Below are 21,578 nucleotides of genomic sequence, written 5' to 3'. Positions count from 1 at the left end.
TTATGAGTAATGCAGAAACAACCCTTGTTGGTCAAAAAGAGTCCTCCCTGTGGCGTAAGTCCGATACCACCTGGACTTTAGGTCTGTTTGGTACTGCTATTGGTGCTGGGGTCCTGTTTTTCCCGATTCGCGCGGGCTACGGCGGGCTTATCCCAATACTTATCATGCTTGTTCTGGCCTATCCGATAGCCTTCCTTTGCCACCGTGCGCTGGCGCGGCTGTGTCTTTCCGGCAGCAACCCTTCGGGTAATATCACCGAAGTTGTCGAGGAGCATTTTGGTAAAACGGGTGGCGTTGTTATCACTTTCCTTTACTTCTTCGCGATTTGCCCGCTGTTGTGGATTTACGGCGTCACCATTACTAACACCTTCATGACCTTCTGGGAAAATCAGCTCCAGCTGATGCCCTTAAATCGCGGGCTAGTGGCGCTTTTCCTGCTGATGCTGATGGCCTTCGTCATCTTCTTTGGCAAGGATCTCATGGTGAAGGTGATGAGCTGGCTTGTGTTCCCGTTTATCGCAAGCCTGGTCATTATTTCCCTGTCGCTCATCCCGTACTGGAATTCAGCGGTTATTGAGCAGGTGAACATGAGTGAAATCGCGCTGACCGGCCACGATGGCATTCTGGTGACGGTGTGGCTCGGGATATCCATCATGGTGTTCTCCTTCAACTTCTCACCGATAGTCTCTTCCTTTGTGGTGTCGAAGCGCGAAGAGTACGAAGCGGACTTCGGTAAAGCCTATACCGAGGATAAGTGCTCAAAAATCATCTCACGTGCCAGCATGTTGATGGTTGGCGTGGTGATGTTCTTCGCGTTCAGTTGCCTTTTCACGCTGTCGCCACAGAATATGGCCGAAGCAAAAGCGCAGAACATCCCGGTGCTCTCCTATCTCGCTAACCACTTCTCTTCACTGGCAGGCTCTAAGTCGACTTTTGCCACGGTGCTGGAATATGGCGCGTCGATTATTGCCCTCGTCGCCATTTTCAAATCCTTCTTCGGCCACTATCTGGGCACGCTGGAAGGGTTGAATGGCCTGGTCCTGAAGTTTGGCTATAAGAGTGACAAAACGAAGGTTTCCGAGGGCAAACTTAATCTGATCAGCATGGTGTTTATCATGGGGTCAACCTGGGTTGTAGCCTATGCCAACCCAAATATTCTTGACCTGATTGAAGCGATGGGCGCCCCGATTATTGCCTCGCTGCTTTGCCTGCTGCCGATGTACGCGATTCGTAAGGTTCCTGCGCTGAGCAAATATAAAGGCAGAACTGAAAATATCTTTGTTACCGTGATCGGCTTACTGACGATTCTTAATATCGTATACAAAATCTTTTAATTATTTGTCATTGGCTCAGGATGAGTGAACGTTAATATGAATGAATATCCGGTAATATTAACCATAAATTGCGGTTCATCTTCGGTTAAATTTTCCGTGCTGGATGAATTAACCATGGAGCCACTTTTAACAGGTATTTGCGAGGGCATTAATACCGAAGCCGCAATGCTTATCGTTAATAGCGGTGAGCCGCTGAAGCTGGCGCATTCTGATTATGAGGATGCGCTGGCGGCAATCGCCCTCCAGCTTGAAAGACGTAATTTGACCGAAAGCGTGGCCTATATAGGCCACCGCATTGCGCACGGCGGAGCTGTTTTTGGCGAGTCGGTATTGCTCACGGACGACGTTGTGGAGCAAATCCGCGCGATCTCTCCTCTCGCGCCGCTGCACAACTATGCCAACCTCAGCGGGGTAGCGTCGGCCAGACAACGTTTCCCCGGTGTGCCGCAGGTTGCCGTGTTTGATACCAGCTTTCACCAGACGATGAACCCTGAAGCCTATCTCTACGGCCTGCCATACCGCTATTTTAAAGAGCACGGCGTCAGACGGTATGGATTCCACGGAACCTCTCACCGCTATGTTTCAATGCAGGCAAGCGAGCTACCTGAATTGAAAGGACGTTCATCGGGGCTGGTGATTGCGCATTTGGGTAACGGCGCTTCGGTGTGCGCGGTTGTTGAGGGGCAAAGTGTTGACACCTCTATGGGGATGACGCCGCTGGAAGGTTTGATCATGGGGACACGCTGTGGTGATGTCGACTTTGGAGCGATGGTGTGGCTGGCCAGGCAGACAGGACAGTCGCTGGACGATCTTGAGCAGGTAGCAAATACCGAGTCAGGGCTGCTGGGGCTTTCAGGTATATCTTCTGACTTAAGAACGTTGGAAAAAGCCTGGCAGCAGGGGGACACTCGTGCTGAGTTGGCTATCAATACGTTTGTGCATCGTATTGCTAAAACTATCGGCGGGCACGCAACTGCACTGCCCCATTTTGATGGGCTAATTTTTACCGGTGGCATTGGTGAAAACTCCGCGCTTATTCGTCGTTTGGTTATTCAACGTTTACGGGTGTTCGGTTTCGAACTGAATGAAGAAAAAAATATGCGGCCTAATTCTGACGGCGAGCGTGTTATTTCAACCCATAACTCTGCAGTACTGTGTGCGGTTATTCCGACCAACGAAGAAAAAATGATTGCTCTTGATGCCCGAGAATTGGGCAAGGCATCCCGGCTTGCAGAATTCGCTTAATTTTATTTGCGGTACAGAGGATTGAATGAATGAAAATGGATATTGATATTTCCCATGAGAATTATGCTCAGGCCTGGCAGCAGTTCCGTGGGGAATGCTGGCAGCATGAGATTAATGTTCGGGATTTTATCCAGCAAAACTACACGCCGTATGAGGGCGATGATGCGTTTCTGGCGAGCGCAACATCTGAGACAACGGCGCTCTGGGAAAAGGTGATGGAGGGGATTCGCGTTGAAAATGCCACTCACGCCCCGGTCGATTTTGACACTAACGTGGCCACTTCCATTACCGCCCATGCCCCTGGTTACATTATTCAGCAGCATGAGAAAATTGTTGGCCTTCAGACGGACCAGCCGCTAAAGCGCGCCCTGCATCCTTTTGGCGGCATCAATATGATCAAAAGTTCATTTGAAGCCTATGGCCGCAAAATGGATCCTGAGTTTGAGTATCAGTTTACCGAGCTGCGGAAAACCCATAATCAGGGCGTGTTCGACGTTTATTCGCCGGATATTCTGCGTTGCCGCAAGTCCGGGGTACTCACGGGCTTGCCGGATGGTTACGGGCGTGGCCGAATCATCGGCGATTACCGCCGTGTTGCGCTGTACGGCATTGCTTACCTGGTCCGCGAACGCGAGCTGCAGTTTGCCGACCTGCAGCAGAAGCTTGAACGTGGCGAAGATCTTGAAGCAACGATTCGCCTGCGTGAAGAACTGGCGGAGCATCGCCACGCGCTGCTGCAAATTCAGGACATGGCCGCGGGCTACGGTTTCGATATTTCCAGGCCGGCGAGCACCGCGCAGGAAGCGATACAATGGCTTTATTTCGCGTATCTGGCGGCGGTAAAGTCGCAAAACGGCGGGGCGATGTCGCTGGGGCGCACTGCAACCTTTATTGATGTTTATATCGAGCGCGATATTCGCTCTGGCCTGCTCAGTGAGCAACAGGCGCAGGAGCTTATTGACCACTTTATTATGAAAATCCGTATGGTGCGCTTCCTGCGCACGCCGGAGTTTGATTCTCTGTTCTCCGGGGATCCGATTTGGGCGACGGAAGTTCTGGGTGGGACAGGGCTGGATGGCCGTACGCTGGTGACCAAAAGCACCTTCCGATATTTGAATACGCTATACACCATGGGGCCTGCGCCGGAACCGAATTTGACCATCCTTTGGTCTGAGACATTGCCGAAAGCGTTCAAGGTTTATGCCGCCCGGGTGTCGATTGAAACCTCGTCATTGCAGTATGAAAACGATGACCTCATGCGCAGCGATTTCGCCAGCGATGACTATGCGATTGCCTGCTGCGTTAGCCCGATGGTGATTGGCAAGCAGATGCAGTTCTTTGGCGCTCGCGCCAACCTGGCAAAAACGCTGCTGTACTGCATCAACGGGGGAATGGATGAAAAGCTCAAGATCCAGGTTGGGCCGAAAACGCCAATGTTGCTCGACGACGTGCTGGACTACGACAAAGTGATGGCCAGCCTCGACAGCTTTATGGATTGGCTGGCGGTGCAGTACGTGACGGCCCTGAACCTGATCCACTACATGCACGATAAATACAGCTACGAAGCTTCGCTGATGGCGCTGCATGACCGGGATGTTTACCGGACGATGGCCTGCGGCATTGCCGGGCTTTCGGTGGCGGTGGATTCACTTTCAGCCATCAAACATGCCGTGGTTAAGCCGGTGCGCGACCATACCGGGCTGGCGGTGGATTTCGTGATTGAGGGCGACTATCCGCAATACGGCAATAACGACGATCGCGTGGATGCTATCGCCTGCGATCTGGTTGAACGTTTTATGAAGAAAATCCAGGCGCTGCCAACCTATCGTAATGCCGTGCCGACGCAGTCTATTTTGACCATTACGTCGAATGTGGTTTACGGGCAAAAAACGGGAAATACGCCGGATGGCCGCAGGGGAGGAACGCCGTTTGCACCCGGTGCGAATCCGATGCACGGGCGGGATACTAAAGGGGCTGTTGCCTCGTTAACCTCCGTGGCTAAGCTGCCGTTCAGCTATGCAAAAGACGGTATCTCTTACACGTTTTCCATCGTGCCTGCTGCGCTGGGGAAAGATGATTCCGTTCGCCGCCTGAACCTGGTCGGATTGCTTGATGGCTACTTCCATCACGATATGAAAACGGAAGGCGGGCAGCATCTGAACGTCAACGTGTTGAACCGCGAAATGCTGATGGATGCTATCGCGCATCCAGAAAATTACCCGACGCTGACCATTCGTGTTTCTGGCTATGCGGTGCGGTTCAATGCACTCACTCGTGAACAGCAGCAGGATGTTATTTCCCGGACCTTTACGCAAACGTTGTAAGCCCACTTTTAGCCCGGACATTCGTCCGGGTTTTTCCCTTTTTTGCTGCATTAATACTCAATTTGAGATCAATTTTGTGACCTGCTTGGCACATTCATGCGTTTTTGTTTACCCTTTACGGTTTGAACTGCCTTACCGGGCGGAGAAACTTTTCAGACAAGGAACTGTAAATGGAAGATCTCAACGTAGTAGACAGTATTCATAATGCGGGAGGCTGGCTGGTTCGCAATCAGGAGCTTCTTCTGAGCTATGCGGTAAACATCGTCGCCGCCGTGGCCATTTTGATCGCCGGGATGATCGTTGCCCGTCTGGTCTCAGGGGCCGTTAACCGCCTGATGCTGGCTCGCAGCATCGACAGCACCGTCGCCGACTTTCTTTCCGCGCTGGTGCGCTACGGGATTATTGCCTTCACGCTAATTGCGGCCCTGAGCCGTGTCGGGGTGCAGACCGCTTCGGTGATTGCCGTGCTGGGTGCCGCCGGTCTGGCCGTTGGTCTGGCGCTGCAAGGCTCTCTTTCTAACCTGGCCGCAGGCGTGTTGCTCGTCACTTTCCGCCCGTTCCGTACCGGAGAGTATGTCGATCTCGGTGGCATTGCGGGTACCGTGCTGAACGTGCAAATCTTCTCCACTACGCTGCGTACCGTGGATGGCAAAATCGTGGTTGTGCCTAACGGGAAAATCATCGCCGGCAATATCATTAACTTCTCTCGGGAACCTGCCCGCCGCAACGAATTCATCATCGGCGTGGCCTACGATGCGGACATCGATCAAGTTAAGCAGATCCTGACTGATATCATTACCAGCGACGAGCGTGTGCTGAAAGACCGCGATATTACCGTGCGCCTTAACGAGCTTGGCCCTTCGTCCGTTAACTTTGTGGTACGGGCCTGGAGCAAAAGCGGTGACCTGCAAAACGTCTACTGGGACGTGCTGGAGCGCATTAAGAAAGCCCTCGATGCGAACGGCATTGGCATTCCTTATCCGCAAATGGACGTTCACGTTCGCCAGATTAAAGACTCTGAAAACGCATAACCTCGGGGCCAGCTTTCGCTGGCCTTATTTTTACCTGTAATAATTAGCCATTCTTATAAGCGATTAAAAATATCAATTTCCTCTAATAATTTTCGCGCATTACACTCACGCTCAATGATTCACATTTAAAGGGTGTGCCGCGTGTTATCTTATTATTTTCAGGGTATTGCATTGGGAGCGGCGTTAATTCTGCCGCTGGGGCCGCAAAATGCCTTCGTGATGAACCAGGGTATTCGTCGCCAGTACCATTTGATGATTGCTTCCCTGTGCGCGCTGAGCGATATCATTCTGATTTGCGGCGGGATTTTTGGGGGCAGCGCCATTCTGATGCAGTCTCCCTGGCTGCTGGCGCTGGTCACCTGGGGCGGCGTTGCATTTCTGCTGTGGTATGGCTGGGGCGCGCTGCGCACTGCTATGAGCAGTAACCTGGCACTCGCCTCGGCCGAAGTGTTAAAGCAGGGGCGCTGGAAAATCGTGGTCACCATGCTGGCAGTGACCTGGCTCAACCCGCACGTCTATCTCGACACCTTTGTGGTACTTGGTAGCCTGGGCGGCCAGCTTGCGGACGAAGCAAAACGCTGGTTTGCACTGGGAACTATTAGCGCCTCCATTCTTTGGTTTTACGGTCTGGCTATTCTTGCCGCCTGGCTGGCTCCTCGTCTGCGTACCGCCAAAGCACAGCGCATTATCAACGGCGTGGTGGGGATTGTGATGTGGTTTATTGCCGCTCAACTTGCCCGGGATGGCGTGCAGCATATCGCGGCCCTGGTGGGCTAATTCGCCATAATCTGATAGACAAGTTACCATTACAGGCTAAGCTTTCTGGCAGACGCCGGGAGTTTGTTGATCGGCGTAATCACAGTGGAACGTAGCACGGAGGAGTTACAGTGAAGTTTAAAATTTTAGCATTAGCCGCGTTAATGGGATTAGGTTCTGTTTCTGTGCAGGCAGGTGAGTTGCCAAACGGGCCTCACGTGGTCACCTCCGGGACAGCCAGCGTCGATGCCGTACCTGATATCGCCACGCTCGCTATCGAAGTCAACGTGTCCGCTAAGGATGCCGCTTCTGCCAAAAAACAGGCCGACGATCGCGTGGCGCAATACCTGACCTTCCTGCAGAAAAATGGCGTAGAGAAGAAGGACATCAATGCCGCTAACCTGCGCACTCAGCCTGAATATGACTATCTGAAAGACGGTAAAACTCAGCTGAAAGGCTATCGTGCGGTACGCGAGGTGGAAGTCACCCTGCGTCAGCTGGATAAAATGAACGAGCTGCTGGATGGGGCGCTGAAGTCTGGCCTGAACGAAATTCGTTCCGTGTCGCTCGGCGTTGCACATCCGGAAGAGTATAAAGACAAAGCTCGTAAAGAGGCGATTAATGACGCAACCCGCCAGGCGAAGCTGCTGGCCGAAGGCTTTAACAGCAAGCTGGGCCCGGTTTACAGCGTGCGTTACCACGTTTCTAACTACCAGCCCGCGCCGATGGTTCGCATGATGAAAGCGGACGCGGCAGCACCGGCTTCCGCTCAGGATACCTACGATCAGCAGACTATTCAGTTTGACGATCAGGTCGATGTGGTGTTTGAACTACAGGGCGCGCAAACCCCGGCGGCACCTGCTCAATAAGATGTGATCTTCACCTTAACCCTCGCCATTCAGGCGGGGGTTAATCAACGCGTTATTCCGTATCCTGCCTCAAAACCTTGTGCCCGTATTCCAGTAAAGCATCCGTCACATTGCGCATCATGCGGCTTTCCGGCGCAAAGCGGTGCCAGTAGAGCATGCGGCGCTGCAGCAGACCCGGTGTCAGGTCGATTAATTCTCCGCTATTTAACTCGCGCTCAATTTGCAGGTGCGGGATCATACAGCACGTTGTGCCCTGGCGCGCCAGCTGCACAAAGGCCTCCGAAGAGTTAACGATATGGCACGGCACGCTGCCGGGAGACAGGTCAAAGTTCTGCTGTAAAAAAGCCTGATGCATATCATCGAGATGGTCAAAGGCCACTGCAGGGGCTTTAAGCAGCGCAGAGCGCGTGACGCCGTTAGGGAAATAACGCTCGGCAAAATCTTTCGACCCTACAAACAGGTAGTCCAGCGCGCCCAGGCGATCGACCAGGCAGCTCGGCAGCGGCTGAGGTTGGATGGACACCGCCCCAACCACTTCCCCGCGACGCAGGCGTTCCTGAGTGCGGGTTTCATCTTCCACCTGAAGATTCAGGCGAATGGGGGAGTCGGCCAGAACCGGCGCCAGGGCCGGGAGCAGCCAGGTGGCCAGACTGTCGGCGTTAACTGCCAGCGAAAGCAGCAGCGGCGTGGAGCCCGTTTGTTCATCGCCCAGCCACTCTTCTTCCAGCAGTTCCACCTGACGTAAAAGCGCCAGCAGCTTTTGGCCCTGCTCGGTAGGGCGGGGCGGCACGGTACGCACCAACAATGGCTGGCCGAACATCGTTTCCAGTTGCTTAATACGTTGTGACACCGCCGACTGAGTAATGCACAGCTTCTGCGCCGCACGCTCAAATCCTCGTTCACGAATTACCGCATCCAGCGCCTGCAGCGTTCTGTAGTCCGGGCGTTTCATTGTTGTTCATCTGCTCCTGATTTCGTCGTGCAGTCACTATGACATAAATTTGCCGCTGATTCAGACCAAATCAGCAAACTGACACGGCGTTCGAACGTGATGAGGGCGGCATTGCGGCAAAGCCGGGGACATTTTTCCGACGCATGCTCTATAATGCGCGTCAGTTTCCACATCACAGGCATAAAATTATGACGCAGGATGAACTGAAAAAAGCAGTCGGATGGGCAGCACTCCAGTACGTGCAGCCAGGCACCATTGTGGGCGTGGGTACGGGCTCAACCGCCGCGCATTTTATTGATGCTTTGGGCACCATCAAACACCAGATTGAAGGTGCTGTTTCCAGCTCCGATGCTTCCACCGCGAAACTGAAAAGCCTTGGTATCCATGTGTTCGATCTCAATGAAGTGGACTCATTAGGCGTTTACGTTGATGGCGCAGATGAGATCAACCACCAGATGCAGATGATTAAAGGCGGTGGCGCAGCGCTGACTCGCGAGAAAATCATCGCCTCCGTTGCCGACAAGTTTGTTTGCATCGCGGACGCCTCCAAGCAGGTTGATATTCTCGGTAACTTCCCGCTGCCGGTGGAAGTGATCCCGATGGCGCGCAGCGCCGTAGCGCGTGAGCTGGTGAAGCTGGGCGGGCGCCCGGAGTATCGTCAGGGCGTGGTCACGGACAACGGTAACATCATTCTGGATGTACATGGCCTGAGCATCATGGAGCCTATCAAGCTGGAAAACACCATTAACGGTATTCCTGGCATCGTCACCGTGGGCCTGTTTGCGAACCGTGGCGCGGATGTGGCGCTGATCGGCACCGCTGACGGTGTAAAAACCATCATGAAATGATCTGACTGGGGCGCGTCCTGCGCCCCAAAAAACCGTATAAAAAATGACAAATTATTTTAACCGCATATTTGGTGACATATATCACATTTTGGTAACAGTACTGTGATTCATACCTGGTTCGCTCTCCCGCTCAGCATTTTATTCTGACTCTCGCCGCCTTATTCCCGCCAGACGATACGGCGACGCAATCGTTCATATTGCCCCAAACGTAGATTTTGATATTTTGACAGAAGGGTAACTTATAGGCGGTGGCGCATCATTGCCTAAAAACGAACACAACAGCACTGAAAATAGGGTCGGGAAATGGCAAAAGTATCACTGGATAAAGACAGAATTAAATTCCTGCTTGTGGAAGGCGTGCACCAGAAGGCGGTAGACAGCCTTCGCGCAGCGGGATACACCAACATTGAATTCCATAAAGGCGCGCTGGATTCCGAAGCGCTCAAAGAGTCGATCCGTGATGCTCACTTCATTGGCCTGCGTTCCCGCACCCATTTGACCGAAGAGATCTTTGCCGCGGCTGAAAAATTAGTGGCCGTGGGCTGTTTTTGCATTGGCACCAACCAGGTTGACCTGGAAGCGGCGGCGAAGCGCGGTATCCCTGTGTTTAACGCCCCGTTCTCGAACACCCGTTCCGTTGCCGAACTGGTGATTGGAGAATTGCTGCTGCTGCTGCGCGGTATTCCTGAAGCTAACGCCAAAGCGCACCGTGGCGTGTGGAACAAGCTGGCGGTAGGCTCTTTTGAGGCCCGTGGTAAAAAGCTGGGCATCATTGGCTACGGCCACATCGGTACCCAGCTGGGGATCCTGGCTGAATCTCTGGGGATGCACGTCTACTTCTACGACATCGAAAACAAGCTGCCACTGGGCAATGCCACTCAGGTTCAGCATCTCTCCGACCTGCTGAATATGAGCGATGTGGTGAGCCTGCACGTGCCGGAAAACGCCTCCACCAAAAACATGATTGGCGCGAACGAACTGGCGCTGATGAAGCCGGGTTCGCTGCTGATCAACGCCTCTCGCGGTACGGTAGTAGATATTCCTGCTCTGTGCGGTGCGCTTTCCAGCAAGCATCTGTCTGGAGCGGCTATCGACGTCTTCCCGACCGAACCTGCCACCAATAGCGATCCGTTCAACTCCCCGCTGTGCGAGTTCGATAACGTGATCCTGACTCCGCACATCGGCGGTTCGACTCAGGAAGCACAGGAAAACATCGGCCTGGAAGTGGCGGGCAAACTGGCGAAATACTCGGATAATGGCTCTACGCTGTCTGCGGTTAACTTCCCGGAAGTTTCTCTGCCGCTGCACGGGGGAACTACCAGCCGCCTGCTGCATATTCATGAGAACCGTCCAGGGATCCTGACCGCGCTGAACCAGATCTTTGCCGATCAGGGCGTCAACATTGCCGCTCAGTTCCTGCAGACCACGCCGCACATGGGTTACGTAGTGATTGATATTGATGCGCCGGAAGATATTGCTGAGAAAGCGCTGAAGTCAATGAAAGCGATTCCGGGCACCATCCGTGCCCGCCTGCTTTACTGATTTGAAGAGTCGCCTCTTCCTCGAAGGGGGAAGAGGCATCACCACTGCCAAAGGCGCGATGGCGTCACCACGGCAGGCAAAGGAATATCCCACTGTTCTACCGGCAATGTCTCAACCCGCTGGCAATCATGCGCCAGACCCACCGGGTAAAGGCCGTGCTGCTGCCAGTGCTGCAGCGTCCTGTCGTAAAACCCGCCGCCCATTCCCAGACGCTGGCCTGTTTCATCGAAGGCAACCAGCGGCGTCACCAACACATCCAGCTCATTCAACGGCAGTACGTCGCGAACATCCAGCTTAGGCTCAAGAATTTTTAGGCGATTGGTGACCAGGTTACTTTGCGGCGTGTAGCGTAAAAACAGTAGGTTGCCGGGGCTAAAAGGATGAAGCACCGGGAGATAAACGTTTTTGCCCGCCCGCCATAAAGCCTCAATCAGCGGCGTGGTGTTAAGCTCGCCGTCAAACGAGAGAAACAGCGCCACGGTCTGAGCACGTACAACCGGCTCAAACGCCAGCATGCGTTCAGCAGCCTGTAGGGCAAAGGTTTGTTGTTCAGCGGGAGTGAGCGACCGGCGTCGTTGCCGTATCGTTTGGCGAATGTCCTGACGAAGCGTTGAAGTTAACGGGATATGCGTCATGATGGCCGGGTAGTAAAGAGGGAATCTCCGAGATGCCGCCGCAGGCTGTAACCCTTGAACCCTTGGTTCAAGGTGAGTGTGTCGTCATGGTTTTAAGGCTTCTCGGACGGACCGAGCATGCTCACCAACCGCGGAGCGCCACACTCTTGTGGTATGAAATATCGGCTCAGGGGACTGGCCCGCTTGCAAACATCTCAGAGAAATTTTGTCTTCGAAGTTACTCTACCATAGTCAACTGCGAAGTGTTATTCAAACTTTGGACCCTGTCGGTCTGCAATGCGACCTTGCTCAAGCAATGCTTGTTCGATGGTCTGCTGCAGCATCCGAATACGCTCTTCCATATTGGCGGCGTAGTCACGGGTTTTCGACTTTTCCTGAGCCAGTTCGTAGCAAATATTAAGTGCTGCGATGAACACCAGCTGCTCGGTATTTGTGACTCTAGTGCGAACTTTTAAATCTTGCAACCGCTGATTCAGCTCTTCCGCAGCCTGATTCAGCGCATCCTGTTGTTCAGGCGGACAATTCACGCGCAATGAACGACCGAAAATTTGAATATCGACTGGTTGTGCAGACATGCCACCTTCCTGCTGTTTACTCGCCTGCCTTTACGCCACCGACCCCGGTAGCGGAAGGGGCGCCACTATAGCTATCCCGATATCAAGATACAAGCCCTTTTCTGGTATCTGCGGGGGTCCTGGTGGTAGCATAACACACACTATTCCTGCCAACGATGACGAATGCGCATGTCAATACAGAACGCAATGCCGGACTACGACTTAGTCGGCCAACTTTTGAACCAACAGGGTGTGGGTCTGACGCCTGCAGAAATGCACGGCTTGATCAGCGGCATGCTTTGCGGTGGTAACAAAGACACCAGCTGGCAAACGCTGCTGCATGACCTGACCAACGAAGGCCTGGCCTTTAGCCAGAACCTCGCAGATCCGCTGCGCCAGATGCACGGCGCCATTGGCGATGCGCTGGAAGACGAAGGCTTCCTGTTCCAGCTTTACCTGCCGGACGGGGATGATGTCTCCGTTTTCGATCGCGCCGATGCGCTTTCCGGCTGGGTAAACCACTTCCTGCTGGGCCTCGGCGTGATGCAGAGCAAGCTCGACAAAGTCACCGGTGAAACCGGCGAAGCCATTGACGATCTGCGTAATATTGCCCAACTAGGCTATGACGAGGACGAAGACCAGGAAGAGCTGGAGATGTCGCTCGAAGAGATCATTGAGTATGTGCGCGTTGCCGCGCTGCTGTGCCACGACACCTTTACTCACGCGGCACCGACCGCGCCAGAGGTACGGAAACCTACGCTCCACTAACGATCAAAAAATCAGGAGATGTGATGACCCAGCAGGAATTTCTTCGCCGCCGCCAGGCGCTACTGGCGAAAATGGTGCCCGGCAGCGCTGCGTTAATTTTCGCGGCCCCGGAAGCGACCCGCAATGCAGATAGCGAATACCCTTATCGGCAGAGCAGCGATTTTTGGTACTTCACCGGCTTTAACGAGCCGGAAGCCGTGCTGGTGCTCATTAAAAGCGATGAGTCGCACAATCACAGCGTATTGTTCAACCGCGTGCGGGACAAAAGTGCAGAAATCTGGTTTGGCCGCAGGCTTGGCCAGGACGCGGCTCCGCAGAAGTTAGGGGTGGATCGCGCGCTGGCCTTCAGCGAAATTGGTGAGCAATTACATCTCCTGTTAAACGGCCTGGATGTGGTTTACCACGCTCAGGGCGAGTACGAATATGCGGATAGCATCGTTTTTGCCGCGCTGGATAAGCTGCGTCGCGGTTCGCGTCAAAACCTGTTTGCGCCTGCAACACTGACCGACTGGCGCCCAACGGTACACGAACTCCGCCTCTTCAAATCCGAAGAAGAGATTGCCGTTATGCGTCGCGCCGGGGAGATCTCCGCGCTGGCGCATACTCGTGCCATGCAGGCCTGCCGCCCGGGAATGTTTGAATATCAGCTTGAAGGTGAAATTCATCACGAATTTACCCGCCACGGCGCGCGTTATCCTTCCTACACCACCATTGTTGGCGGCGGCGAGAACGGCTGCATTCTGCATTACACTGAAAACGAAAGTGAACTGCGCGACGGTGATTTGGTGCTGATCGACGCCGGATGTGAATACCAAAGTTACGCCGGCGATATCACACGTACCTTCCCGGTTAACGGCAAATTCAGCCCGGCACAGCGTGAAATTTACGACATCGTGCTGGAATCGCTCGAAACCTCGCTAAAACTCTACCGGCCGGGCACTTCTATGCAGGAAGTGACGACGGAAGTGGTGCGCATCATGGTTAAGGGGCTGGTGAGGCTCGGCATTCTGAAAGGCGATATTGATCATCTGATAGCCAACAATGCTCACCGCGCGTTCTTCATGCATGGCCTGAGCCACTGGCTGGGGCTGGACGTGCATGACGTGGGGGCTTACGGGCAGGACAGGTCACGCGTGCTGGAGCCGGGCATGGTCATCACCGTGGAGCCAGGGCTTTATATCGCCCCGGATGCGGACGTGCCTGCGCAGTATCGTGGCATTGGCATCCGCATTGAAGACGATATTGTGATCACCAAAGACGGCAACGAGAACCTGACCGCCAGCGTGGTGAAGTCGGCAGACGATATCGAAGCGTTGATGGCTGCGGCGCGTCAGCCATGAGCGTCATCATTGTTGGCGGCGGGATGGCGGGGGCGACGCTGGCGTTAGCCATCTCAACCCTCACCCAGGGTAAGTTGCCGGTGCATCTCATCGAAGCGAGTGCCCCGGACTCAGCCGCTCATCCGGGCTTTGATGCCAGAGCCATCGCGCTCGCCCAGGGCACCCGGCAGCAGCTGGCCCGCATTGGCGTATGGTCTGCGCTTGCCGACTGCGCCACGGCAATTAAAACCGTGCACGTCAGCGACAAAGGCCATGCCGGCTTCGTCACCCTTGAAGCTGAGGATTACCAGATTGACGCGCTTGGGCAGGTTGTGGAACTGCACGACGTTGGGCTGCGTCTTTTTAGACTGCTGCGTAAAGCGCCGGGCGTAACGCTGCACTGCCCGCAGCGCGTTTCGTCGTTTACCCGGCACGAACATAGCGTGCAGGTTGTTCTGGATAACGGCGTTGAACTGCAGGGCAGCGTTCTGGTTGCCGCAGATGGTACGCGTTCTAAGCTGGCGGCGCAGTGCGGTATTACCTGGCAGCCGCAGAGCTACCAGCAGATCGCCGTGATTGCCAACGTAACCACCTCTGAACCCCATCATGGCCGGGCATTTGAGCGCTTTACCGAGCACGGGCCGATTGCCATGTTGCCAATGTCCGACGGGCGCTGCTCACTGGTCTGGTGTCATGCGCTGGACGCCCGTGAGGAAGTTGAGCGCTGGAGCGAAGCAGAGTTTTGCCTGCAGCTGCAGCGTGCTTTTGGCTGGCGGCTGGGGCGAATTACCCATGCAGGCATTCGCCATCATTATCCGCTGGCGTTACAACAGGCTTCGCAGACCGTATCCCATCGTCTTGCGCTGGTGGGCAATGCCGCGCAAACGCTACATCCGATAGCCGGGCAGGGGTTCAATCTTGGTCTGCGGGACGTTATGTCGCTGGCTGAAGGGCTGGCAGAAGCGCACGCTGTGGGAACAGATGTCGGCAGTTTCCCGGTACTGGCTGCTTATCAGCAGCGTCGTGCTGCAGATAAAGCAGCAACCATCGGCGTCACTGACGGGCTGGTGCAGCTGTTTGCTAATCGTTGGGCACCGCTGGTGGCGGGTCGTAACCTTGGCCTGATGGCGATGGAACATTTCACCCCGGCACGAGACGTGCTGGCTCAGCGCACCCTGGGTTGGGTGGCGCGTTAAAGGAGAGTCAATTTGCAAAGCGTAGATGTGGCGATTGTCGGCGGCGGTATGGTGGGGCTGGCGGTGGCCTGCGGGCTTCAGGGCAGCGGCCTGCGCGTTGCGGTCATTGAAAGTCATCTTCCCCAGCCGCTGGGGCCTGACGCTGCCCCGGAGCTGCGCGTTTCGGCTATCAATGCGGCGAGCGAAAAGCTGCTGACGCATTTGGGCGCGTGGCCAAAAATCAGCGAGCGAGCCAGCAGCTATCACGGGATGGAAGTCTGGGAGCGAGACAGCTTCGGGCAAATCGCCTTTGATGATAAGAGCTTCGGTTTTAGCCACCTGGGGCACATCATCGAAAACTCGGTGATCCACCAGGCGCTGTGGCAGCGTGCGGAGCAATGCAGCGACATCAGCCTGATGGCTCCGGTGGACATTAACCAGGTTGCCTGGGGTGAAAACGAAGCGTTCTTGACCCTTAAGGACGGCACGATGTTAACCGCAAGACTGGTGGTGGGCGCAGATGGCGCCAACTCCTGGCTGCGGGACAAAGCCGATATCCCGCTGACGTTCTGGGACTATAACCACCATGCGCTGGTAGCGACGATTCGCACCGCCGAGCCGCATCAGGCCGTTGCGCGTCAGGTGTTCCACGGGGAAGGCATTCTGGCGTTTCTGCCGCTTTCTGACCCACATCTTTGCTCGATTGTCTGGTCGCTACCGCCGGAAGAAGCGGCGCGTATGCAGCAGGCCGACGATGAAGCGTTTAACCAGGCGCTTTCCGTCGCGTTTAACATGCGTCTCGGCCTGTGTTCTGTTGAAAGCGAGCGCCGCACCTTCCCGCTGACGGGCCGCTACGCCCGCAGCTTTGCCGGTCATCGCCTGGCGCTGGTGGGCGATGCCGCGCATACCATTCATCCGCTGGCCGGGCAGGGCGTCAACCTCGGCTTTATGGATGCTGCGGAATTGATCGCGGAAATTCGCCGCCTGCATCGCGAAGGCAAAGATTTTGGGCAGCATCTCTACCTGCGTCGCTATGAGCGCAGCCGCAAGCACAGCGCGGCGGTGATGCTGGCCAGTATGCAAGGCTTCCGCGATTTGTTCGCCAGCAGCAACCCGGCGAAAAAACTTTTCAGAGACATTGGCCTGAAGCTCGCCGATACGCTGCCGGGGGTTAAGCCTCAGCTGGTTCGTCAGGCGATGGGGTTGCGAGATCTGCCATCCTGGCTGCAATAAATACTCGTCATACTTCGAGCTACAGAGGTGTGAGCAGTACTCACCCACCTGATGGAATCCATAGTGATAACCCCGTCACATTTCCCTTCCCGATGACCGGGAAGGGATGCTTCGCCCTCGTTTGAAATATTCTAATCTCAGGACAAATCTCGGATTATATTTTCTAATCTTACAAATTCTGCGATGTAGTTAATTTGTTTCTGAAATGGTCGTAAATGTTAGCTAGTGCTAAATTCGACATCAAATACCTGCTGTTAATGTGGAGTGAATCGCATTTTTACAGTGAATTACTCTGCACACTTCCTCTCCCATTTTGGTCATAAGCTAATGCAATGACCGTTTTTCGCTTATGGTTTACGCCCCCGTTCGGTGGTAAGTTCAGGTCAAAGGTAACGTTTGCGTCGCTATCGGGGAACGGTGGCGATGCCGGGTTTCGTCTGACGGTTGGCAAAGCCAAATCCGCTTTGCAACCAGATGGTTAAAGAGGAAAAGATGACTCAACAGACCCCCTTATTTGAACAGCACACGCTCTGCGGTGCCCGCATGGTTGATTTCCACGGCTGGATGATGCCGCTGCACTACGGCTCGCAAATTGATGAGCACCACGCCGTACGCACCGACGCCGGTATGTTCGACGTGTCGCACATGACCATCGTCGATCTGCACGGCAGCCGTACCCGCGAGTTTCTGCGTTACTTAGTCGCCAACGACGTCGCCAAACTCACCCAGCCGGGCAAAGCGCTTTACACTGCCATGCTCAATGCTTCCGGCGGCGTGATTGACGACCTGATTATCTATTTCCTCACCGAAGACTATTTCCGCCTCGTTGTTAACTCCGCTACTCGTGAAAAAGACCTTGCCTGGATCAACCAGCACGCTGCACCGTTTGGCGTGTCCGTTACCGTGCGTGACGACCTGGCGCTGATTGCCGTTCAGGGGCCGAATGCGAAGGCCAAAGCCGCCACGCTGTTTAGCGCAGAGCAGCGTAAAGCCGTTGAAGGCATGAAGCCATTCTTTGGCGTGCAGTCCGGCGATCTGTTCATTGCCACCACTGGCTACACCGGCGAAGCGGGTTATGAAATTGCGATGCCTAACGACAAGGCAGCAGGATTTTGGGCGCAGCTGGTTGAAGCCGGGGTTAAGCCTTGCGGGCTGGGCGCTCGCGACACGCTGCGTCTGGAAGCGGGCATGAACCTTTACGGCCAGGACATGGACGAAGGCGTTTCTCCGCTGGCCGCGAACATGGGCTGGACCATTGCGTGGCAGCCGGAAGATCGTGATTTTATCGGCCGTGAAGCGCTGGAAGCACAGCGTGCGAACGGTACCGAAGAGCTGGTTGGCTTGATCATGACCGAAAAAGGCGTATTACGTAATGAGCTGCCGGTACGGTTTACCGACGCGCAGGGCAATACGCACGAAGGGGCAATCACCAGCGGCACCTTCTCGCCAACGCTCGGCTACAGCATTGCGCTGGCTCGCGTCCCGGCGGGCATCGGTGAAACGGCGATCGTGCAGATCCGCAACCGCGAAATGCCGGTCAAAGTCACCAAACCTATTTTTGTTCGCGCCGGTAAGCCGGTCGCGCTTTAAATTTTGAAATCAGGTATCAGGAGAAAACAATGAGCAATGTGCCGAACGAACTGAAATACAGCAAAGAGCACGAATGGCTGCGTAAAGAAGCTGACGGTAGCTACACCGTGGGCATCACCGAACACGCGCAGGAACTGCTGGGCGATATGGTTTTTGTTGACCTGCCTGAAGTGGGCGCCACCGTTTCTGCCGGTGATGATTGTGCCGTTGCTGAATCCGTGAAAGCGGCTTCTGACATTTACGCCCCAATCAGCGGTGAAATCGTTGCGGTCAACGACGCGCTGAGCGACAGCCCGGAGCTGGTCAACAGCGAGCCTTACGGCGAAGGTTGGATCTTCAAAATTAAAGCCAGCGACGAAGCACAGGTTGCCGCGCTGCTGGATGCTTCTGCCTATGAAGCACTGTTAGAAGACGAGTAATTTTTAAACCCCTCTTCCTGGTGGGGAGGGGAAACCATTTCAGGAATCACCGCTCATGACCCAGTCTTTACGTCAGTTAGAGAATCACGAAGCGTTTATCGACCGTCACATTGGCCCGGACGCGCAGCAGCAGCAAGAGATGCTGGAGACCGTCGGCGCGAAGACGCTGACCGATCTTATCGCCAGCATTGTTCCGCAGGACATTCAGCTTGCTGAGCCGCCTCAGATTGGCGCTGCAGCGACCGAGTTTGCTGCCCTGGCTGAGTTAAAAGGCATTGCCAGCCGCAATAAACGCTTCAAAACTTACATTGGCATGGGTTATACCGCGGTACAAACGCCGCCGGTGATTCTGCGTAATATGCTGGAAAACCCTGGCTGGTACACCGCCTACACGCCTTACCAGCCTGAAGTTTCTCAGGGCCGCCTGGAAGCGCTGCTGAACTTCCAGCAGGTCACGCTTGACCTGACCGGCATGGATATCGCTTCCGCTTCTCTGCTTGATGAAGCCACCGCGGCAGCTGAAGCCATGGCGATGGCCAAACGCGTCAGCAAGCTGAAAAACGCCAACCGTTTCTTCGTGGCATCTGACGTTCACCCACAAACGCAGGACGTGGTGCGTACTCGCGCGGAAACCTTCGGTTTTGACGTCATTGTCGATGATGCTGCCAAAGTGCTGGATCATCAGGATGTGTTCGGCGTGCTGCTTCAGCAGGTGGGCACCACCGGCGAAGTGCATGACTACACGGCGCTGATTGCCGAGCTGAAGCGGCGCAAGGTTGTGGTCAGCGTAGCCGCAGATTTCATGACGCTGGTGATGCTGACCGCACCGGGTAAACAGGGCGCGGATATTGTCTTCGGCTCAGCCCAGCGCTTCGGTGTCCCAATGGGCTACGGCGGCCCGCACGCGGCGTTCTTCGGCGCTCGCGATGAATTTAAACGCTCCATGCCAGGCCGTATTATCGGCGTTTCCCGCGATGCCGCTGGCCGCACCGCGCTGCGCATGGCGATGCAAACCCGCGAGCAGCACATCCGCCGCGAGAAAGCGAACTCCAACATCTGTACTTCCCAGGTGCTGCTGGCGAACATTGCCAGCCTGTATGCGGTCTTCCACGGCCCGGCCGGCCTGAAGCGCATTGCGGGTCGTATCCATCGCCTGACCGACATTCTGGCCGCAGGCCTACAGCAGAAAGGCCTGGTTCTGCGTCACAAACACTGGTTCGACACCCTTTGTGTTGAAGTGGCTGACAAAGCTTCCGTGCTGGCGCGCGCCGAAGCGCGTGAAATTAACCTGCGCAGCGACATCCTGAACGCGGTAGGCATCACTCTTGATGAAGCCACCACCCGTGAAGATGTTGTTGCCCTGTTCGACGTGCTGTTGGGCGACGCTCACGGCCTGGATATCGACAAGCTGGATCGCGACGTTGCGAACGACAGCCAATCCATTCCGGCTCCGATGCTGCGTGACGACGCGATCCTGACCCACCCGGTCTTTAACCGCTACCACAGCGAAACTGAGATGATGCGCTATATGCACTCTCTGGAGAGTAAAGATCTGGCGCTCAACCAGGCGATGATCCCGCTCGGCTCCTGCACCATGAAGCTGAATGCCGCGGCCGAAATGATCCCGATCACCTGGCCGGAATTTGCTGAGCTGCACCCGTTCTGCCCGGCAAACCAGGCGGAAGGCTACCACCAGATGATCGCTCAGCTGTCCGACTGGCTGGTGAAACTGACCGGTTACGACGCGCTGTGCATGCAGCCAAACTCCGGTGCCCAGGGCGAATACGCTGGCCTGCTGGCTATCCGCCGCTACCACGAAAGCCGTAACGAGGGCAGCCGCAACATCTGCCTGATCCCAAGCTCTGCGCACGGTACCAACCCGGCTTCGGCACAAATGGCGGGTATGGAAGTGATCGTCGTGGCTTGTGATAAACAGGGCAACATCGATCTGCAGGATCTGCGTATTAAAGCTGAACAGGCGGGCGAAGCGCTCTCCTGCATCATGGTGACCTATCCGTCCACCCACGGCGTGTACGAAGAAACGATCCGCGAAGTGTGCCAGATCGTGCATCAGTTTGGGGGCCAGGTTTACCTGGACGGCGCCAACATGAACGCCCAGGTGGGGATCACCACGCCGGGCTATATCGGCGCGGACGTTTCGCACCTCAACCTGCACAAAACCTTCTGTATTCCGCACGGCGGCGGCGGTCCGGGCATGGGCCCAATCGGCGTGAAAGCGCATCTGGCGCCGTTTGTGCCTGGCCACAGCGTGGTGCAGATTGAAGAGATGCTGACCCAGCAAGGCGCGGTGTCCGCCGCCCCGTTTGGCAGCGCCTCCATTCTGCCAATCAGCTGGATGTACATCCGCATGATGGGCGCGGATGGCCTGAAGAAAGCCAGCTCCGTAGCGATTCTGAACGCCAACTACATCGCGACCCGCCTGAAGTCCGCGTACCCGGTGCTGTACACCGGCGCGAACGGCCGCGTGGCTCACGAATGTATTCTGGATATTCGTCCGCTGAAAGAAGAAACCGGCATCAGCGAGCTGGATATCGCCAAGCGTCTGATCGACTTCGGCTTCCACGCGCCAACCATGTCGTTCCCGGTGGCGGGCACGCTGATGGTTGAGCCAACCGAATCCGAAAGCAAAATGGAACTGGATCGCTTTATTAATGCGATGCTGTCCATCCGCAGCGAAATCGACCGCGTCGTTGCAGGCGAATGGCCGCTGGAAGACAACCCGCTGGTGAACGCGCCGCATACTCAGGACGAAATCGTTGCCGAGTGGGCGCATCCGTACACCCGCGAACTGGCGGTCTTCCCGGCCGGCCACGGCAATAAATACTGGCCAACCGTGAAACGCCTTGACGACGTTTATGGCGACCGCAATCTGTTCTGCTCCTGCGTGCCGATGAGCGAGTACGAATAGTTTTTACAGATTGAACCAGGGGCACTTCGGTGCCCTTTCTTATTTCTGGAGAGTC

Annotated in this window: 18 protein-coding genes and 1 other RNA gene; 15 read left to right on the top strand and 4 right to left on the bottom strand. The window is 55.3% G+C overall.

The genetic code is table 11. The features are described 5' to 3' along the window. Nucleotides 1-2: 2 nt before the first annotated feature. From tdcC to F3J29_RS18950, 6 genes are all read left to right on the top strand, one after another. Nucleotides 3-1,334, top strand: coding sequence for a threonine/serine transporter TdcC (gene tdcC, locus F3J29_RS18975; protein ID WP_166868443.1), 1,332 nt, complete (start codon nt 3-5; stop codon nt 1,332-1,334). 36 nt (nt 1,335-1,370) lie between these two features. Then, entirely contained in the window at nt 1,371-2,579 is a 1,209-nt protein-coding gene (tdcD, locus tag F3J29_RS18970; RefSeq protein WP_166868441.1) for a propionate kinase, read from the top strand. A gap of 29 nt (nt 2,580-2,608) precedes the next feature. After that, the gene (pflB, locus tag F3J29_RS18965; protein ID WP_166868439.1) at nt 2,609-4,903 is read left to right on the top strand and encodes a formate C-acetyltransferase; all 2,295 of its coding nucleotides are present in this window, start codon (nt 2,609-2,611) and stop codon (nt 4,901-4,903) included. A gap of 170 nt (nt 4,904-5,073) precedes the next feature. After that, nucleotides 5,074-5,934: a small-conductance mechanosensitive channel MscS gene (locus F3J29_RS18960; protein ID WP_166868437.1), complete on the top strand. Its 861-nt coding sequence runs from the start codon at nt 5,074-5,076 to the stop codon at nt 5,932-5,934. 141 nt (nt 5,935-6,075) lie between these two features. Next, complete coding sequence (gene argO, locus F3J29_RS18955) at nt 6,076-6,711, top strand: arginine exporter ArgO (protein ID WP_166868435.1); 636 nt, start codon at nt 6,076-6,078, stop codon at nt 6,709-6,711. A gap of 110 nt (nt 6,712-6,821) precedes the next feature. Beyond that, on the top strand, nt 6,822-7,559 hold the full coding sequence (locus F3J29_RS18950; protein ID WP_166868433.1) for an oxidative stress defense protein: 738 nt from the start codon (nt 6,822-6,824) through the stop codon (nt 7,557-7,559). A 52-nt stretch (nt 7,560-7,611) separates the two neighbouring features. Here F3J29_RS18950 and argP read toward each other — a convergent pair whose 3' ends face one another. Further along, a complete protein-coding gene (argP, locus tag F3J29_RS18945; protein WP_008461592.1) occupies nt 7,612-8,511 on the bottom strand; it encodes a DNA-binding transcriptional regulator ArgP in 900 nt (299 codons plus the stop codon). 188 nt (nt 8,512-8,699) lie between these two features. Between argP and rpiA the strand changes: the two genes are divergently transcribed. Further along, entirely contained in the window at nt 8,700-9,359 is a 660-nt protein-coding gene (gene rpiA, locus F3J29_RS18940; protein WP_205246852.1) for a ribose-5-phosphate isomerase RpiA, read from the top strand. A 303-nt stretch (nt 9,360-9,662) separates the two neighbouring features. Continuing rightward, nucleotides 9,663-10,901: a phosphoglycerate dehydrogenase gene (gene serA / locus F3J29_RS18935; protein ID WP_166868429.1), complete on the top strand. Its 1,239-nt coding sequence runs from the start codon at nt 9,663-9,665 to the stop codon at nt 10,899-10,901. A gap of 38 nt (nt 10,902-10,939) precedes the next feature. Here the strand turns inward: serA and F3J29_RS18930 are convergent, their stop codons facing one another. From F3J29_RS18930 to zapA, 3 genes are all read right to left on the bottom strand, one after another. Beyond that, nucleotides 10,940-11,536 (bottom strand): 5-formyltetrahydrofolate cyclo-ligase, encoded by a 597-nt coding sequence (locus F3J29_RS18930; RefSeq protein WP_166868427.1) that lies wholly within the window; start codon nt 11,534-11,536, stop codon nt 10,940-10,942. 20 nt (nt 11,537-11,556) lie between these two features. Then, a non-coding RNA gene (gene ssrS, locus F3J29_RS18925) (6S RNA) lies at nt 11,557-11,740 on the bottom strand. Between the two features lie 41 nt (nt 11,741-11,781). Then, nucleotides 11,782-12,111, bottom strand: coding sequence for a cell division protein ZapA (gene zapA, locus F3J29_RS18920; RefSeq protein ID WP_008461599.1), 330 nt, complete (start codon nt 12,109-12,111; stop codon nt 11,782-11,784). A 168-nt stretch (nt 12,112-12,279) separates the two neighbouring features. Here zapA and F3J29_RS18915 point away from each other — a divergent pair, with 168 nt between their 5' ends. The 7 genes from F3J29_RS18915 to gcvP all read left to right on the top strand — a co-directional run bounded on the left by F3J29_RS18915 (nt 12,280) and on the right by gcvP (nt 21,523). Beyond that, a complete protein-coding gene (locus tag F3J29_RS18915; RefSeq protein WP_008461600.1) occupies nt 12,280-12,858 on the top strand; it encodes a YecA/YgfB family protein in 579 nt (192 codons plus the stop codon). A gap of 23 nt (nt 12,859-12,881) precedes the next feature. Continuing rightward, nucleotides 12,882-14,198, top strand: a complete 1,317-nt coding sequence (pepP, locus tag F3J29_RS18910; protein WP_166868425.1) for a Xaa-Pro aminopeptidase — start codon at nt 12,882-12,884, stop codon at nt 14,196-14,198. Next, nucleotides 14,195-15,373, top strand: coding sequence for a 2-octaprenyl-6-methoxyphenyl hydroxylase (ubiH, locus tag F3J29_RS18905; RefSeq protein ID WP_166868423.1), 1,179 nt, complete (start codon nt 14,195-14,197; stop codon nt 15,371-15,373). The genes pepP and ubiH overlap by 4 nt, the downstream gene beginning before the upstream one ends. Before the next feature lie 12 nt (nt 15,374-15,385). Next, on the top strand, nt 15,386-16,585 hold the full coding sequence (gene ubiI / locus F3J29_RS18900) for an FAD-dependent 2-octaprenylphenol hydroxylase (RefSeq protein ID WP_166868421.1): 1,200 nt from the start codon (nt 15,386-15,388) through the stop codon (nt 16,583-16,585). Between the two features lie 492 nt (nt 16,586-17,077). Beyond that, complete coding sequence (gene gcvT, locus F3J29_RS18895) at nt 17,078-18,175, top strand: glycine cleavage system aminomethyltransferase GcvT (RefSeq protein WP_166868419.1); 1,098 nt, start codon at nt 17,078-17,080, stop codon at nt 18,173-18,175. Between the two features lie 29 nt (nt 18,176-18,204). Then, complete coding sequence (gene gcvH, locus F3J29_RS18890; RefSeq protein ID WP_008461608.1) at nt 18,205-18,594, top strand: glycine cleavage system protein GcvH; 390 nt, start codon at nt 18,205-18,207, stop codon at nt 18,592-18,594. 55 nt (nt 18,595-18,649) lie between these two features. Continuing rightward, a complete protein-coding gene (gene gcvP / locus F3J29_RS18885) occupies nt 18,650-21,523 on the top strand; it encodes an aminomethyl-transferring glycine dehydrogenase (RefSeq protein ID WP_166868417.1) in 2,874 nt (957 codons plus the stop codon). Nucleotides 21,524-21,578 lie beyond the last annotated feature (55 nt).

This window comes from Enterobacter sp. Cy-643 (assembly GCF_011752815.1).
Classification (GTDB): Bacteria; Pseudomonadota; Gammaproteobacteria; order Enterobacterales; family Enterobacteriaceae; genus Cedecea.
Note: the sequence above shows the minus strand (reverse complement) of the source record. Positions and strands in the feature narration are given on the sequence as shown.